At 59.3% G+C, this 15730-nt stretch carries 15 protein-coding genes, 1 tRNA gene and 1 pseudogene; 6 read left to right on the top strand and 11 right to left on the bottom strand.

Features of this window, described 5'->3' with window-relative positions:
• Positions 1-42 precede the first annotated feature (42 nt).
• Both FHT77_RS09160 and FHT77_RS32220 read left to right on the top strand, forming a co-directional pair.
• On the top strand, positions 43-1302 hold the full coding sequence (locus FHT77_RS09160; RefSeq protein ID WP_183754479.1) for an AGE family epimerase/isomerase: 1260 nt from the start codon (positions 43-45) through the stop codon (positions 1300-1302).
• A 136-nt stretch (positions 1303-1438) separates the two neighbouring features.
• Positions 1439-1864 (top strand): annotated as a pseudogene (locus tag FHT77_RS32220) (FAD-binding protein); the annotation flags it as partial.
• Here FHT77_RS32220 and FHT77_RS32215 read toward each other — a convergent pair.
• Complete coding sequence (locus FHT77_RS32215; protein WP_409527442.1) at positions 1832-1915, bottom strand: hypothetical protein; 84 nt, start codon at positions 1913-1915, stop codon at positions 1832-1834. The pseudogene FHT77_RS32220 and the gene FHT77_RS32215 sit on opposite strands and share 33 nt — an antisense overlap.
• On the opposite strand from FHT77_RS32215, the gene FHT77_RS32210 reads away from it, so the two are divergent.
• A complete protein-coding gene (locus FHT77_RS32210; protein ID WP_409527441.1) occupies positions 1904-2692 on the top strand; it encodes a D-arabinono-1,4-lactone oxidase in 789 nt (262 codons plus the stop codon). The two genes, FHT77_RS32215 and FHT77_RS32210, sit on opposite strands and share 12 nt — an antisense overlap.
• 112 nt (positions 2693-2804) lie before the next feature.
• Here FHT77_RS32210 and FHT77_RS09150 read toward each other — a convergent pair whose 3' ends face one another.
• The 3 genes from FHT77_RS09150 to FHT77_RS09140 all read right to left on the bottom strand — a co-directional run bounded on the left by FHT77_RS09150 (position 2805) and on the right by FHT77_RS09140 (position 4959).
• On the bottom strand, positions 2805-3296 hold the full coding sequence (locus FHT77_RS09150) for a heme-degrading domain-containing protein (RefSeq protein WP_183754475.1): 492 nt from the start codon (positions 3294-3296) through the stop codon (positions 2805-2807).
• A gap of 286 nt (positions 3297-3582) precedes the next feature.
• Positions 3583-3966, bottom strand: a complete 384-nt coding sequence (locus FHT77_RS09145; RefSeq protein WP_183754473.1) for a hypothetical protein — start codon at positions 3964-3966, stop codon at positions 3583-3585.
• A gap of 249 nt (positions 3967-4215) precedes the next feature.
• Positions 4216-4959, bottom strand: coding sequence for an SIMPL domain-containing protein (locus FHT77_RS09140; RefSeq protein ID WP_183754471.1), 744 nt, complete (start codon positions 4957-4959; stop codon positions 4216-4218).
• Positions 4960-5114: 155 nt separating this feature from the next.
• Here FHT77_RS09140 and FHT77_RS09135 point away from each other — a divergent pair.
• Positions 5115-5190, top strand: a tRNA-Ile gene (locus FHT77_RS09135).
• 409 nt (positions 5191-5599) lie between these two features.
• The gene (locus tag FHT77_RS09130; RefSeq protein ID WP_183754469.1) at positions 5600-6442 is read left to right on the top strand and encodes an SDR family NAD(P)-dependent oxidoreductase; all 843 of its coding nucleotides are present in this window, start codon (positions 5600-5602) and stop codon (positions 6440-6442) included.
• A 174-nt stretch (positions 6443-6616) separates the two neighbouring features.
• Here the strand turns inward: FHT77_RS09130 and FHT77_RS09125 are convergent, their stop codons facing one another.
• From FHT77_RS09125 to FHT77_RS09110, 4 genes are all read right to left on the bottom strand, one after another.
• The gene (locus tag FHT77_RS09125) at positions 6617-6859 is read right to left on the bottom strand and encodes a hypothetical protein (protein WP_183754463.1); all 243 of its coding nucleotides are present in this window, start codon (positions 6857-6859) and stop codon (positions 6617-6619) included.
• A 97-nt stretch (positions 6860-6956) separates the two neighbouring features.
• Positions 6957-7154, bottom strand: coding sequence for a hypothetical protein (locus FHT77_RS09120; protein ID WP_183754461.1), 198 nt, complete (start codon positions 7152-7154; stop codon positions 6957-6959).
• A 769-nt stretch (positions 7155-7923) separates the two neighbouring features.
• Positions 7924-8109, bottom strand: coding sequence for a hypothetical protein (locus tag FHT77_RS09115; RefSeq protein WP_183754459.1), 186 nt, complete (start codon positions 8107-8109; stop codon positions 7924-7926).
• Between the two features lie 203 nt (positions 8110-8312).
• Positions 8313-8501: a hypothetical protein gene (locus FHT77_RS09110; protein WP_016554582.1), complete on the bottom strand. Its 189-nt coding sequence runs from the start codon at positions 8499-8501 to the stop codon at positions 8313-8315.
• Between the two features lie 308 nt (positions 8502-8809).
• On the opposite strand from FHT77_RS09110, the gene FHT77_RS09105 reads away from it, so the two are divergent.
• Positions 8810-9829, top strand: a complete 1020-nt coding sequence (locus tag FHT77_RS09105) for an alcohol dehydrogenase (protein ID WP_183754457.1) — start codon at positions 8810-8812, stop codon at positions 9827-9829.
• A gap of 383 nt (positions 9830-10212) precedes the next feature.
• On the opposite strand, the gene FHT77_RS09100 is transcribed toward FHT77_RS09105, so the two are convergent.
• The 3 genes from FHT77_RS09100 to FHT77_RS09090 form a co-directional block, all read right to left on the bottom strand.
• Positions 10213-10782, bottom strand: a complete 570-nt coding sequence (locus FHT77_RS09100; RefSeq protein WP_183754455.1) for a hypothetical protein — start codon at positions 10780-10782, stop codon at positions 10213-10215.
• A 207-nt stretch (positions 10783-10989) separates the two neighbouring features.
• On the bottom strand, positions 10990-14142 hold the full coding sequence (locus FHT77_RS09095; protein WP_183754453.1) for an efflux RND transporter permease subunit: 3153 nt from the start codon (positions 14140-14142) through the stop codon (positions 10990-10992).
• A 34-nt stretch (positions 14143-14176) separates the two neighbouring features.
• On the bottom strand, positions 14177-15364 hold the full coding sequence (locus FHT77_RS09090; RefSeq protein WP_183754451.1) for an efflux RND transporter periplasmic adaptor subunit: 1188 nt from the start codon (positions 15362-15364) through the stop codon (positions 14177-14179).
• Positions 15365-15730 lie beyond the last annotated feature (366 nt).

Genomic DNA, 15730 nt, shown 5'->3' with positions numbered 1-15730 from the left:
AGGCGGTTGCGAAGGCTTTGTGCACGAAATCGGAGGAGTATCATGGCACCTGCAAACGGCGACGCCGCGCTCGGAAACTGGACCACCCGGACCTACCACCGCAACTGGCTGCTTGCACAGGCAAACGGGCTCTTCGATTTCTTTCAGCACAACTCCATCAACCCGAAGGGCGGCTTCTTCGATCTCGACGACACCGGCAAGCCGCTCGATGCCGCCGCCCAGGTTCGTCCGATCCACATAGCGTCGCGCGCCGTCCACTGCTTTGCGATCGGCACCCTGCTCGGTCGCCCGGGCGCATCCGACGTCGTCGACCATGGCATGCAGTACATCTGGAACCATCACCGCGACACCAGGAACGGTGGCTACTTCTGGTCGCTCGATGACAACGGCCCCATCGATTCAAACAAGCAGGGCTACGGTCACGCCTTCGTGCTGCTTGCCGCGTCCTCCGCCAAGACGGTCGGCCATCCGCTGGCCGACGGCATGCTCGCCGACATCACCGAAGTCCTGAACACCAAGTTCTGGGAAGCCAAGCACGGCGCCATCGCCGAGGAGTTCACCGCCGACTGGCAGCCGCTCGACGGCGGAAACTACCGCGGCCAGAACTCCAACATGCATCTCACCGAAGCGCTGATGGCTGCCTTCGAGGCGACGGGTGACCGCGATTATCTCGCCAAGGCCGAAAGCATCGCCGACCTCGTCATCCGTCGTGCGGCCGGTTCCGTCGGCTGGCGTGTCGGCGAACATTTCACCACCGATTGGAGCCTCGACAAGGACTACTACCACCCGAACGAAATGTTCCGTCCGGCAGGTACGACGCCCGGCCACTGGCTGGAATGGGCACGTCTTCTCCTGCAGCTCTGGGTGCTCGGCGGCAAGAAGCAGGAATGGATGCCAGATGCGGCCAAGAGCCTCTTTTCGCAGTCGATCGCGCTCGGTTGGGACGACGACAAGGGTGGCTTCTTCTATACGCTAGACTGGGACGACAAGCCCGCCAAGCGCAACAAGCTGTGGTGGCCGGCCTGCGAAGGTGCCGCTGCCGCGCACTTCCTGAACGGGCATCTGCCGAGCGACTACCACGAGGAACACTACCGCAGGATCTGGAACGTGATCGAACGCTCGTTCATCGACCACAAGAACGGCGGCTGGCATGAGGAACTGACAGAAGACCTCGTTCCCTCACACAGCCTGTTCCCGGGCAAGGGCGACATCTACCACGCCCTGCAGGCATGCCTGATCCCCCTCTTCCCGGCAAATGGCAGCCTGACCAAGGTCATCGCGGAAGCGGGCGGCAAAATCTGATTTGAGCAAGCGCCACCTCCTTGGCGCTTGACCATTATTTTCGAGCGCAGGCCACGACGCTGGCCCACTGTCGCCAAGCGACGACAAGCAGCCGGAATGATTGTGCGCTGAAAAACAGATCGGTGCGAGGTTTTGTATGACGTTTATCCCAACGGCCAATTGGGCGGCCAGTTTTCACTATGGATTCCGAGACTGCCTATACCCGTCTTCCCTGGACGCGGTTTGCGAAATCGTGACGCGATCGCCAAAGATAAAGACGCTGGGATCCGGCCACTCGTTCAATGCGATCGCGGATGGCGAAGTTGCCCTGTCACTCGCCAATCTGCCAATCAACCCTCTCGTCGAGGGTGACGGAACGCAAGTTTCAGTTGCCGGTCATTGCACCTATGGCGAGCTTGCGCTTTTCCTCCGTCGCCATCGTCTGGCCGTTCACAACCTGGCCTCCCTACCCCACATCTCCATCGCCGGAGCGATCGCAACAGCGACGCACGGCTCGGGCAATCGGAACGGCAATCTGGCGACGGCGGTCTCAGGACTCGAAATTGTCTCTGGCGACGGCCGCCTGATGAAAGTTGCTCGCGGCGATGCTGATTTCGCCGGCATGGTCGTGCACCTCGGCGCCCTTGGTGTCGTTACACGTGTGACGCTTGACGTTCAGCCGGAGTTTCAGGTCGCGCAGTGCGTCTACGACGGATTGGCTTGGGACAAGCTCTTGGCTAACCTCGATGAAATCATGGCTTTGGGTTACAGCGTCAGTGTGTTCACCCAATGGGGCCAGCAAGCGGGGTCGATCTGGGTCAAGAGAACCGCATCAGCCGATGAGTGGCCTGCCGCCATCCACGGTGCAACGCGCGCAATGGTCAACAGGCATCCGATAAGCGGATTGGAGGCGCAAAACGCCACCGAACAATTGGGGCAATACGGGCGCTGGTCCGACAGGCTTCCGCACTTCAAGATGGGCTTCACGCCGAGCAACGGCGAGGAGATACAGTCCGAGTTCCACATCCCACGGGAATACGGAGCGGCTTCCATCGACGCTCTGCTGTCGATCCGTGAGAAGTTTGCCCATCTGGTGCAGGCGGCCGAGTTCCGGACAGTTGCGGCAGATGAACTATGGCTCAGCCCGCAATATCGCCGCGACACGCTCTCGATCCACTTCACCTGGACTCGGGATCAAGACGCGGTGAACGCGGCTGCGAGGCACATTGAGCAGGCGCTGTCGCCCTTCGCGCCCCTGCCACACTGGGGCAAGGTTTTCACGGGCCACCACGTCGGCGGCAAATATGAAAAGCTTGCCGAATTTGCCCACCTCCGAGACCGGATGGATCCGGAGCGGACGTTCTCCAACCCGTGGTTGGAAACCGTCGTATTCGGCTCAGGTGAAGGCTAAGCGCTGGCCGCGAACGAGGTTTGGCTCGACCTGATCGAACTGCAACTTTCTCCGGAAGGGATCGCTGGCAGCACAGAGCTCGCGCTTCAAACTACGCCAGCTGGAATGGCAATCATGCCAGGCGCAACGCGTCGAGATCCTTCGCCAGCATCAGGGCGAGCGCCTCGACCACAAGGTTGTGGTCGTCGCGCTGTGGCAAGCCGGAGACGGTGACTGCTCCAATGCAGCCGGTGCCCTTTACATTGATCGGAAAGCTGCCGCCGTGTGGCGCATAGTCGGCATCCAACAGGCCGTTGTCGGCAACCGTCTTGCCCTTCTGCTTGAGGTCGAGGCCGATTGCATAGCTGCTTCTGAAATAGCGTAGCACCAGGTTGCGCTTGCGCCGTACCCATTGAACGTTATCCGGCGTAACGCCCGGGAGCGCGGCATAGAAAACCGGCATTGCATGCAGCGTGACATCGATCGCGACGCCGAGACCGCGTTCGCTCGCGAGTTCCTGCAGGAGCCTGCCGAGCTGCCATGCCGTCGTGAGATCGAAGGTGTCGAAGCTTAGCAGCCTCTCCTGGTCGGCGATCCGTCCGAGGTCTTCATCGGGCATGGTCATGTCTGTTTCCTCTCCTGCAATGCTTTTTTCTGAACAAATGCAAGCGGAAGGGAAAAGTAAAGCAGAATCGTGGCGACACCCGAGAGCTACAGGAGAGCATTGTGAATGATCGCGGATTGTCGGCATCGCGGTCTAGTGCAGTCGTATCGGCACCGGCCACAAAATGGATTGACGCACCACATAACGCGGCGGGGGCCGGCGCAGACAATTGCGCCGGCCCCAAGCAGTCCTTCATGCCCCTGTGATTTTCATGCCGGAAGCGCGACGGATCACCGCAGTCCGCCACTCAACTGTCGGCGTGGCGTTCAGCCGTCTGTTCCGCAACGGCGGCGATTTCAGGCACGCCGTTGGCCAGAAGGCGCTTGCGAACCAGGACGCCCATGACGCGGGCGGCGGTCGAGAAACTCATTTGGTCGAGCGGTCCCTCGCCTTCCCAAGGCTTTGTCAGCCGTTCGGTGACGGCCCCGACGATATTCATCGGAACGATATCGTCGCATTGACGCATCGCTTCAAAGACCTGGCTGATGGGAACAACGCGTCCTTCGAAGGTGACGATTGGTTCCGTGAGTTCCGTATCCCACTCTTCGAAGGCATAGAGTGCTTCGCGGAAGAGTTCCTGAAGGGTGAACGGGGCGTGTCCATTGTGAAGCGGCGGCAAGGCATTCGTCATGTCTGTCTCCTCTTTAGGGCTAGTGCCATTCCTCCTTTTCGGCCGGGCAGCTACGTGGGAAGCAGAACTCAGGTTTCCCCTGCGGGACCGAATAACACGATCTATGTTATAGTGTAATATATGCGTGAGAAAGCCTTTTATCGGCCTCACGGTTCCCGCGCGCCGTAGAAAAGAAATAGGCCATTGATATTGCAGCGAATATCAATGGCCGTTTAATCTCAAATGGAAGGCGGCCGAGCCACCCGACGATCATTGCGCGATCGAAAACGTCACGTTGACGGTAATGTTGTAGCTGGTCTCACCGCCCTGGATGGGAACGGCTGAGTCGGCCCCCTCCTTCATCATTGCTGCCCGAAAAACCGGCACCGGCTGCGGGCGCGGCAGGGTCTCGGTGATCTCGACCACGCGGCCGAGCTTGACATCGGCGGCTTCGGCAAGCGTCTTCGCCTTCGCGATGGCATTGGCAACGGCATTCTTGCGTGCCTCCTCCATCGCTTTCTCCGGCTTGTCGTTGGTGAACTGGATGTCGCCGCCCTGGTTGACGCCGAGCGTAACCGCCTCGTCAAGGATGGCGCCGAGCTTGGACAGGTCGCGGACACGCACACTCAGCGAATTGGACACCTGGTATGCGATCAACTCCGGGGGCTTGGGCTGGCCATCGTTGGATTGCGGATAATTGAATTGCGGTTGCACGGAAAAGCCGGAGGTCTGGAGATCCCGCTCGGCAATGCCCGCCTTTTTCAGCGCAGCCAGCACCTCGCTCATCGCCTTATTGTTCGCGTCGAGCGCTTCACGTGCGGTTTTTGCCTGCTTCACAACGGAAAGGTTGAGCACCGCCATGTCGGGCGCTACGCTGGCCTGGCCCTCGCCGCTAACGGAAATCACGGGCTCGCGAGACTGGGAATCGGCAGCCAGCGTCGGCAGTGCCGTGGCAGCAGCGGTCGGAAGGCTCAGCAGAAGGCTGAAGGCGATTGTTCTGGTGTTAGGCAACACGATATTTCACTCCGTGATTGTGAACTCTCGCTTGTCGTCTTGCCGATTGATTGTGAAGCTATTGCGGCGGTCCCTTGTGACCGCTGCAGAATTGCGTTAGAGCGAAACCCGTTCCGGGGAACCATTGCGCCGGACACGGCAGCGACGTTGCCGCCGGGCCTGTAGCTCAATGGTTAGAGCCGGCGGCTCATAACCGCTTGGTTGGGGGTTCGAGTCCCTCCGGGCCCACCATCCAATTGTTTTCATTACGTTATTTCGAAAGGGCCCAACGTGGGCCTTACATCACAACCTTCTCTCTATTGGTGCAGACGCGAAAAATACACTTTATGGTTGTTGCGCACGAAAATGCGCTGGTTGGGCCCATACGAGAACATGCGGGAAACATGGGTCCAAACGGCCCAACAAAAAGTGAATAAAATCAAAAAGGATGGAGTCCCCTCCGGGCCCACCACTCTCTTCAGGGTTTTCGCCGCGCCTGCGCGCTTCGCCTGTGCCATTTTGGGCGGCGGATCGAAACCCATGCGCTGCCTCAATACGAACGTCCAGATCGGCCAGGATGGAGTGGCCCTCACGCGCTGTCGTTGACTGTTCAAACGCGCTCGCGCACAAAAGCTCCCGAGCAAGAGGGAGGCTATCCGACATGAAAGATGTCGTCGCACTGGTGACGGGCGGCAGCCGTGGCGTCGGCCGCGGGATTGCGCTTGCTTTGCTCACCGAAGGAGCCACGGTACACGTTACCGGCAGGACGTTTTCCGAGGTAGAGGGGGGTCCCGAGGATAACCGCGCGGGATCGCTCCAAGGGCTCGAGCTGGAGGCCGCGAACCTACCCGGACGAGTTGTCATTCATCACTGTGACCACAGCAACGACGCCGAAACCGAGCGTGTGGCCGCGGGGATCCGAGCCGGTGGCGGGCTGGATATTCTGGTGAACAATGCGTGGCCCGGCTATGAAGGCATGGTCGAGGATGGCGAATTCACCTGGCCTCGACCATTCTGGGAGCAACCAAGCCGGCGATGGGACGCCATGATCGGCACTGCACTGAAGGCTGCTTTCATGATGTCGCGGGAAGTGGCGCCGATGATGATCTCAACCCATCGCGGTCTAATCGTCAATATTTCATTCTGGGCAGCTCAACTCTACGAGGGGAATGCGATCTATGGAATCGCCAAAGCTGCTGCCGACAAGATGGCCGCAGATTTCGCACACGAGCTGCGTCCCCACAACGTCGCCGCCGTCGCACTCTATCCCGGTCTGGTCCGCACTGAAGCGGTCATGCGGAACGCAGATTATTTCGACTTGTCCAACTCCGAGTCCCCCAGGTTTATCGGGCACGTCATTGCCGGACTTTGGCGAGACCCTGCGCTGATGTCGAAATCCGGGCACGCCTTGGTCGCAGCAGAGCTGGGCCGGCAATACGACATAGCTGACATCGACGGCTACCGACCTGTTCCCCTCACAGCGGCGGACTTTGCAAAGAGCTGAACTCGCGTCTGCCTTTGCACAGCCTCGACGGCCTGTCCGCTACCGCGTCGTGCGCATAGATCGGCGATGTCGAGCACCCGGAAAAGTTTGAGCCGCCTCATCGTTTCGGCGCCTCTCGTTTGGGCGACCCCCTGTGTAAACGGCACCATAGCAATGCTGAGTCGGCCGTTGGGACTAGTGGACAACCGGGGATGCCGGAGCGATGAAAACATCCACGGTTGCCAGAGGAAACCGCGCGATCAGCATACCAGTGAGTTCCTCCTGGGTGCGATGACCGCGATTGAAGAGGTCGAGCGCCGCGCTGCAGATCATCTCCGATCTCTTGTCGTCCGGTTTGGCCTTGTAATGCCTGTACCAAGACTGAACGGACAGCGAGAGCACGGCCAATTCGGTTTCAAGGATACTCGTGACTAGCATTCCTGATCTCCCCCAGATTAAGGCGACCGCTTTACAGCCCCTCATTTGTAAGCCTGCAATCTCTGTTGAGCCGATGCCGAAGATTCCGGCTTGGCATTCAGTGTGAAGCGACGGCGCGACGACCGCTGGACGCGAGATGTTCAGTGATCGCGCGCCGGATTTCCGTGACCGTATCGAAAAGCTTGTTGTCGAGGTCAATGACACTGAACCGGACCGCGATGAACTTGAGGCGGTTTTCGACGGGAACCGCAATCCCGACTTCCTGACCGTTGAATACGACAGCTTGCTTTCGCATAGACAAACCTCGGGCGTGGGCGCACGCACCATCGAGCAATTGGATCAAGGATTGACGGCGGAGTCAGCTTGTCGTCGTCGGTCGGTATCGGATCGACACGAGATCACGCACTCGTTGAGCCGTTGCGAAGAAACGAAGTCGTAGAAACAACGTCATCACCCTCCTCGAGTGAGGTCAAAGCGCCGCGGAGTGCTGCCGGAAGTACTGTTAGTGGGAACTGCCCTATGAAGTGAACGTATTCGAGAAAACCAAGGCAAGCAACTGATTTTTGTGATTTTTTAGCATTTCGAATCATATGACAATTACCGCATGTGCGAAGCCGAAATGACGTACGTGCGTCGCTCATACACAAGAGTTCGAAGGAACGAAGGACCGCCATCTCGGGCGGAAAGCCTCCCATTGAGACCAGGTCCAGGCTTCGTCACCGGTAAGAATTGGCGACCAGCTGCGCTTCCGCCAATCGATCAACTGCCTGAACGGCAAAAATGCGGGCCTCTTTTTTGTGGACACGCCAGGAACAAAATCCGACCCACTGTGTTTTGGCTATGCTTTGGGAAGTGAAACCCCTCAAAGTGCAGGTCGCGCCTCTGCCCCCGCACCCGCGACTGCGGGGCTTTTTCTTCGCTTGCCGTATATGAGGGGAAACTTGCCGATCTACACGCGTTTGTTGTGATCGGCCCCCTTTCTGGATGAGAAACTGAGCCTTCAGATGGATCTCGGCGAGGCATTCAAAGCTTAAGGACCGTATTAGCTATTAAGAGTTCTAAACCTAGGTCACGTCGGTGCGATCAACGTCGATCGCAATGCCACGGCTGAGGGCATCCTCCTGGCGAGCCGTAGGGCCTTGGTCGATACGATAGATGACGAGCTCATAGACCGCCGTTCTTCGGCGCGAGGCGATTCCGCGCGCAAAGCAAAGTGCAAAAATCAGCTCGATGAGTTCGCTCTCCGGCATTGCCTCATTCTCGCTTGCGATCAGAAGACATCCAATTGGCGCAAGAACAAACATCGAAACATCAGCAAAGACGCAAATACAAGTCCGCCTGCGCTCCCCTAGTTTTCGTTGGGTCGATCCTGGAGCCGACCCCAGCCTCTCCCGGATCGACGAGCGTACGGTTGGCGCCTTTTGGCGAATTGGTTCCGACCGTACGCTGCCGATTACTGTTGGTGCTCGGATGCAGCATCAAAATCGGTGACGATGCCGTGACGCAACGCCTCTTCCTCGGCTGCTCGCAACGCCTGCTGGATAAGCAGTATGACAAAATCGTAGTCAGGACTTTCCCAGGATGCCATTTCGCGGGCGACGCCCAATGTAAAGATCAGTTGCTGCACAATTGTCTCGGTCACGACACGACTCCAGTAGGCCGGGCAATTCTAGACGACCTGAGAAAACGCAACTATCGCAACGATCCCGTGATCTTGTGAGAGAAAACCACCACGCAGTTGGTGGGAATGTACCATTGACCTCCGACAGGGCGGCACGCTGGATTTGGTTGACCCACGCCAGCCGAAACCCTGCCCTATGCTCGGTTGGGTGAGCGGATTGAAGAACACCTCCACCGCACTAGATGCGGCCACGCATGCGAAAGCCTGCCGCGGTGATACGATTGGCAATGCCTGGTGAACGTGAGGTAACGAAATCTGAGGAGGATTCCATGCCGAGCATGCGCGCTGTCGAAGTAAGAAATGCCAATGCGCCTTTGCAACTGGTCGAACGCGAGATTCCGACCCCCGCTGCCGGCCAGGTCTTGATCAAGGTTCAAGCGTGCGGAGTCTGCCATAGCGATGCCTTCACTGTATTGGGAGCCTTTCCCGGCATCGCCTACCCGCGCATACCGGGCCACGAGGTCGTCGGCGTTATCGACCAAGTCGGCGAACGCGTGCCGCGTTGGAAGGCGGGCCAACGCGTCGGAGTTGGCTGGCACGGCGGTCATTGTGGGCACTGCTCCTCCTGTCGCCGGGGCGATTTCGTGACCTGTGAGACGGCACAAATTCCGGGGATCAGTTATGACGGCGGTTATGCGGAGTATATGGTCGCACCGTTTGAAGCCTTGGCCGTAATCCCCGATGAACTCAATGCCGCCGAGGCCGCGCCCCTTCTGTGCGCCGGGATCACCACTTACAACGCATTGCGCAACAGCGGCGTTCGGGCGGGCGATACGGTTGCCGTGCTTGGTGTCGGCGGGCTCGGCCACCTTGGCGTGCAATTCGCCGCGAAAATGGGCTGTCGCACGATCGCCATTGCGCGGGGTGCCGACAAGGAGCCATTGGCGCGTGAGCTCGGAGCTCATCGCTATCTTGACAGCACCACGCAGGATGTCGCCGCCGAATTGAGCAAGCTCGGCGGAGCCCGCGTGATCCTGTCGACCGTCACCAACTCACAGGCGATGAGCGCGGTGCTTGGTGGATTGGCAGTCAATGGCAAGATGATAGTGCTTGGCGCTTCATCCGAGCCGATTGAAGTCTCGCCATTCCTCTTGATTGGCGGTCGTCGCGGAATTCAGGGATGGCCCTCTGGGACATCGAGCGACTCGGAAGACACGCTCGCATTCAGCGCTTTCGCCAACATTCGTCCGATGATCGAAACCATGCCGCTGGAGCGGGCCGCAGAGGCTTATGAGCGAATGATGAGTGGGGCGGCGCGGTTCCGGATGGTCATAACAACCGGCAAATAGCTGAGCTTGGGCGCGTTCGAAAATTCGCGTTTGCATGCGAGAGCGGGAGAGCCGAGAGGTCAGCCTACCCGCGGTGATCCTCTCGAGCCCTCAGGGACCCGAAGGTACCCCTGTGCGTCCTTTTTGGCGGAAGGACAACAATAACTTAGGCTGAGTGAAGCTACTTGGGAAGTTGGACAAAGGTCCGATCGAAAAGAGGGAGGCTGAAGGAGGGTTGGTCCGCGACATCCTAAAGCCTCCCTCATCCTTCGGGGCAGAAGGACAAGGGTCAGTTAGTGCCGACAGTCCGCTTGGCTAGTCGGACTTAGGTCTGACGACTTTGTGACCAAGCTGCGAATCGGGCGCATCTGCGCACCGGTTTCGGAAATGGGACACGCGACGAATTAGAGCCCGTGGGCCAAGACCTTCTGGCAGCCTGGCGACAGGCGAGACATGTTCTCCCTCAGGCAGGCGATGCCGCGGCCGCCACCGAGCGGAACAGCGCGGCAGTAAGATCGGAAGTCCGGCCCGCACGCCTCGCGGGCAATGACCATCTCCTCGCGCGGCGAAAGTTCCGGCGCGGCTGCGGCAGCAGGCGCGGCGGCCTTGGGCGTGCCGCTATCCGGCGTTGCTGGGGCTGTCGATGCGTCGGACGATGATTTCGGAGTGGCGGCCTTGCCGCTTCCGCCGAGCGCGCTGATCGCCTGCTTGCATCCGGACGACAGTGACGCCTCATGCTGCTGCAGGCAGGCAAGCGCTTCCTTGCCGCCCGGCGTGACGCCGGAGCAATTCGATAGGAAATCGGTGCGGCAGGCGGACTTGATGGCGTTGCGCTGCGCATCCGTCGGCTGTTGCGCAACTGTCGTGCCCGCAAACAGCGTGACTGCGCAAAGCAGCGGCAGGCCAAGTCTCGTTCTCCAAGTGGCGCGTTTCGCGGATGAGACATCCAATGATGACGACGAGAAATCCTTCATAGTTCCTCTCCCTGCGGAAATCACAGTGTCGACCATGTCGGCATCGTGAGGCTGCTTCTGGGGCCCCCTTCGGGAGGGCGCCCTTGCTATCCACGGCACAGAGGATCGACCACGATGGGCTCGCCTCTGTCTGGGACAACAAAACCTCAATTGTGGGCGTCAGTGTTGCTCAATGACCTGACAGTCGCGTCTCTGACGCCACGGCATTTATGTCTGCGTATCCGGTACTGCCGCAGTGCGGCGCTTTCGATATTCCTCGAAGCGTTGCAGGACCACATAGAAGGACGGCACCAGCAAAACCGCTAGGCAAGTCGACGCGATCATGCCGCTGAAGACTGAGATACCGATTGACCGGCGCGCATTGGCCCCGGCGCCGGTCGCCAGCACGAGGGGCAAAACGCCGAGAATGAAGGCGAACGACGTCATCAGGATCGGCCGGAAACGCAATCGTGCCGCAAGCACTGCCGCGGCAGCGATTTCCATTCCCTGCATTCGCTTTTCACGTGCGTATTCAACGATCAGAATGGCGTTCTTCGAGGACAGCGCGATAAGCAGAATGAGGCCGATCTGCGTATAGAGATTGTTGGCGACGCCGAGCGCCGTCAGGGCGCCGACCGTGCCGAGGAGCGCGAGAGGAACCGCGAGAATGACCGCGAAAGGTAATATCCAGCTTTCGTACTGGCCGGCCAGAACGAAATAGACCAGCAGAATGGCGAGCCCGAAGACGTAGTAGATCTGCGTGCCGACTGCCTTCTCCTGGTAGGACAAGGCGGTCCATTCAAATCCGGCCCCGGTTGGCAATGTCTGATCAGCGATCTGCTCCATGACATTCAGCGCCTGCCCCGAACTGAAGCCGGTCGCGGCGCCGCCAACGATCGTGGCGGTAGGATAGAGATTGTAGAGGCTGATCAGCGACGGTCCCGGCACACTGGTGACGTCGATTACTGTACCCAGCGGCACCATGGTGCCATCGCCCGCCTTGACTTTCAGATTGCGGATGTCATCCGGCCGCACGCGGAATTCCGGCGACGCCTGCACATAGACCTGGAAAGTGCGGCCGAACTTGTTGAACTGTGTCACATAGCTCGATCCGACATAGCCCGAAAGCGCAGAGAACACTTGCCCGACGGTGACGCCGAGCGTCTCGGCCTTGATGCGATCGACAGAAACCTCGAGCTGCGGAGCGTCCGCTCGAAACGAGGTCTGCAACCGCTGCAGCGAGGACTGCGCGTTGCCGCGCTCGACGATCGTATTGGCCAGTGTTTGCAGCAGCGCGAAATCGAAGCTGCCATCCTTGAGGAGTACCTGCATGGTGAACCCACTGGCGTTGCCGATACCCTGGATCGCAGGAGGAACCAGGACAAGCGTCTTTGCCGTCATGATACTATCCAGCGCGCCGTTCAGGTGCTGGTATATCGACAGCAGGTCCTGGCCTTTTTCCTTTCCACGGACGTCCCAGTCCTTGAGAATGACATAGGCGACACCGGCGTTCGGCAGGCTTGCGCTGTTGTCCAGCACCGATATCCCGCTGATCGTCAGCACCTGATCGACGCCGGGCGTCGCCTCGGCGATCTCGCTGACCTGCTGCATCACCGCATCCGTGCGCTGCTTCGAGGCGCCGTCCGGCAATTGCGCGCTGATCAGCACATAGCCTTGATCCTCGGTCGGGAGAAACGCAGTCGGAAGACGGGTTAGGCCCCAGAAGGCAACACCGATCAGTGCCAAGCCCACGAGGACTGAGATCGCACTATTCCGCACAAGGCCACCGACAAGCCGCGAATAGCCATTCTCGGCCGCATCGTAAACTCGGTTGAAGCCGCGATAGAAGAAGTTGCGCCGTTCGGGCGGCACAGGCGGCCTCAGCCAGAGGGCGCATTGCGTCGGCTTCAGGGTGATCGCGTTGATTGCGCTGATCAGCGCCGTCGCGGCGATGACAAGCGCGAACTGCCGGTAGAGCTGGCCGGTCAAGCCTGGCAAGAAGGCGGCCGGAATGAAGACCGCCATGAGAACGAGCGTAATGCCGATGACCGGACCGAGAAGCTCGTCCATTGCCTTCTCTGCCGCCTGCCGACCTGGCATACCCTCCTCGACATGGCGCGAAACCCCCTCGACGATGACAATCGCGTCATCGACGACGATGCCGATCGCAAGGACGATCGCAAACAGCGTCGACAGATTGACCGTGAAACCAAGCGCCGCCATCGCCGCAAACGCACCAATGATCGTGACAGGAACAGTCGTCGCCGGAACCAGCATCGCCCGCCAATCTTGCAGGAACAGCAGGATCACGATCAGGACCAGAACGCCTGCCTCGATCAGTGTCTTGTAGACTTCCTTGATCGACGCCTCAACGAACTTCGTCGTATCGAACGGCATGGTGTATTGAAGGCCGGGTGGGAAGCTTTTCGACAGATCCGCCATCTTCGCCCGAACGGATTGGGCAACCGCAATGGCATTCGCCTCCGGCAGCTGGAAAATGCCGATGCCGGTCGCCGGGTGCCGGTTCTGCAGGAATGACTGGCTGTAGGTCTGCGCGCCGAGTTCGACGCGGCCGATGTCGCGTATTCGCGTTATCCGACCGCCATCGGCAGAATCGACCTTCACGATGATGTTTTCGAAGTCGGGAGCGTCGTTGAGACGACCGCTGACATTGAGCGTATATTGGAAATCCTGTCCGCTAGGCACTGGAGGCAGTCCGACTTGCCCCGCCGTGACCTCCTGACTCTGCTGCTGCACCGTACTGATAACGTCCTGCGGCGTCAGTCCGCGGGCCTGCAACAGATCCGGATCCATCCAGATCCGCATCGCATACTGGCCCGCGCCGAAAACGCTGACATTGCCGACGCCGGGAAGCCGAGCCAGTTCGTTCTGAAGGTTGATGACCGCGTAATTCGACAAGAAGAGGCTGTCGAAGCGGCTGTCAGGCGAAGTGAGAGTGACGAACCCCAGGATCGACGTCGACTTCTTCTGCGTCGTCACGCCTTGAACCTGAACGGCTTGCGGCAGCGATGGCATCGCAATGGCGACGCGGTTCTGGACCAGGACTTGCGCCTGATCCGGATCGGTGCCGATTGCAAAGGTGACCGTCAACGAATAGGTGCCGTCGCTGGCACTGGTCGACTGCATGTAGAGCATGTTTTCGACGCCGTTGACCTGCAATTCGATTGGCAATGCCACGGTATCGACCAGAGTCTTGGCACTCGCGCCCGGATAACGCGTCGTCACCTGAACGGTCGGCGGAACTACGTTGGGGTACTGGGCGACCGGCAGCTGGAACAATGCGACGGCGCCGATCAGGACGAAGACCAGCGCGAGAACATTCGAGAGTACCGGCCGCTCGATGAAGAAGCGCGAGATCATCCGTTTCGCCTCCTGGAGCTAATCCGCTGCCGGCTCATGGGACCTTCGATCCGCTCGGATCCCCCGTTGCCGCGGCCTCTATCGTGATTTTCTCAGGCGTGACCTTCATATCGGGTACGGCCCGTTGGATCCCGGCCATGACGACCCAATCCGCGGGATCGAGACCGGATTCGACGACTCTCATCTGGCCATTGCGCTGGCCTATTTTGACGACTTTCTGCTCGATCACGTCGTCCTTGCCGAGCACCAGCACGTAATTTCCCTGCTGATTGGTGCCGATCGCATCATCACGAATGACGAGCGCCTTGTCCTGGTGGGCGACAGGAACACGAACGCGGACAAAAAGACCCGGCAAAAGTGCGTGGTCCTTGTTGTCGATGATGCCCCGAACCGAAAGCGTGCCTGTCGACGCATCGATCTGCGGTGAGACGTAGTCGAGGTGCCCCTTGTGTGGATAGCCCTCCTCGTCGCCGAGCCCGATTTCCACCGGGATATTGGGAAGGTCGGCCTGGGTCAGCTTGCGCCCGGCCTTGGCGAGGCTCTGCTTGATCATCAGCACCTGAGCCTCACTGACGTTGAAATAGACGTAGAGCGGGTCGGTTTGAACGATCGTGGCAAGCTTCGTCGGGCCTGACACGCCCACCAGCGCACCGACATCAACCAGGTGGTCCGTCACAGTGCCATCGAAGGGGGCCACTACTTCGGTATATCCGAGGTTGATGTTTGCAAGATCGAGGCTCGCCTGCGCGTTCAGGATGGAGGCGTTTGCTTCATCCAGTGTCGCCTTGGCGCTGTCGACGGCTGTCTGTGTCGTCACTTCCTGCTTCATCAGATTGAGCTGCCGGTCGTATTCCTGCTTCGCGCCGACTTGCGACGCCTGCTGCGAAGCCAGTTGCGCCTGGGCTTGGTCAACCTGTGCCTTATAGGTGTCGCGTTGGATGCTGAAGAGCTTGTCGCCCTTCTTTACCGGGGTACCGTCTTTGTAGTCTATCGTTTCAAGAAAGCCCTGCACGCGGGCCTCGATGTCGACCGCGTTTATCGCATCCGTGTTGCCGGTCAGCTCAAAATATTCAACCACCGGCTGCTGCAATGGCTGCGCCACGTTCACCTTCGGCGGCGGCGGCGGCACATACGCATTGTTCCCGCTGTCGCATGCCGATAACGCAGCGACCACCGTCAAAATACCGATAAGATGCAGCCCTCGATACGAACTTTCGCGCATTTTTCTGCCCCGATGCATGCACGAGCTTCGGATTTCATGTGCGCCCCTGGCGTATCCCAACAGTCCATGCGCCTGGGCAGAGTATAGTATGAACCAATATTTCCGCATTTCCGCGAAAAGCAATAGAGGCACGCGCGATAAATAGTTGGCGATACGGGACGAAACATGTGACAAAAGATGAACTTGCAGTTACATTTCTGCCGCAAGAAAAAGAAACGTACAGTAGCCGGGCTTCCGTCCAATCCGACGGTCTGCGCGGTTTTTGATGCCCCGAAGGCACTCGAAAGCGTGGCCTTGCTGGCAATGCCGCCGGCGACCTTAACGTACCCAGCATTCGACGCGTACCCAATCAACCGTTGCGAAAGT

The sequence above is a fragment of the Rhizobium sp. BK181 genome (genome assembly GCF_014193305.1).
In the GTDB taxonomy this organism is placed as follows: Bacteria; Pseudomonadota; Alphaproteobacteria; order Rhizobiales; family Rhizobiaceae; genus Rhizobium.
The sequence above is the reverse complement of the archived record's forward strand: the minus strand, read 5'-3'. Positions and strand labels throughout refer to the sequence as shown.

Coding starts and splice junctions, on each gene's coding strand:
- FHT77_RS09120 (WP_183754461.1), bottom strand. CDS start 7,154: ATGCGAAAGCAAGCTGTCGTATTCAACGGTCAGGAAGTCGGGATTGCG.
- FHT77_RS09105 (WP_183754457.1), top strand. CDS start 8,810: ATGCCGAGCATGCGCGCTGTCGAAGTAAGAAATGCCAATGCGCCTTTG.
- FHT77_RS09125 (WP_183754463.1), bottom strand. CDS start 6,859: ATGCTAGTCACGAGTATCCTTGAAACCGAATTGGCCGTGCTCTCGCTG.
- FHT77_RS09100 (WP_183754455.1), bottom strand. CDS start 10,782: ATGAAGGATTTCTCGTCGTCATCATTGGATGTCTCATCCGCGAAACGC.
- FHT77_RS09160 (WP_183754479.1), top strand. CDS start 43: ATGGCACCTGCAAACGGCGACGCCGCGCTCGGAAACTGGACCACCCGG.
- FHT77_RS09095 (WP_183754453.1), bottom strand. CDS start 14,142: ATGATCTCGCGCTTCTTCATCGAGCGGCCGGTACTCTCGAATGTTCTC.
- FHT77_RS09145 (WP_183754473.1), bottom strand. CDS start 3,966: ATGACGAATGCCTTGCCGCCGCTTCACAATGGACACGCCCCGTTCACC.
- FHT77_RS09115 (WP_183754459.1), bottom strand. CDS start 8,109: ATGCCGGAGAGCGAACTCATCGAGCTGATTTTTGCACTTTGCTTTGCG.
- FHT77_RS09150 (WP_183754475.1), bottom strand. CDS start 3,296: ATGACCATGCCCGATGAAGACCTCGGACGGATCGCCGACCAGGAGAGG.
- FHT77_RS09090 (WP_183754451.1), bottom strand. CDS start 15,364: ATGCGCGAAAGTTCGTATCGAGGGCTGCATCTTATCGGTATTTTGACG.
- FHT77_RS32210 (WP_409527441.1), top strand. CDS start 1,904: ATGGTCGTGCACCTCGGCGCCCTTGGTGTCGTTACACGTGTGACGCTT.
- FHT77_RS09130 (WP_183754469.1), top strand. CDS start 5,600: ATGAAAGATGTCGTCGCACTGGTGACGGGCGGCAGCCGTGGCGTCGGC.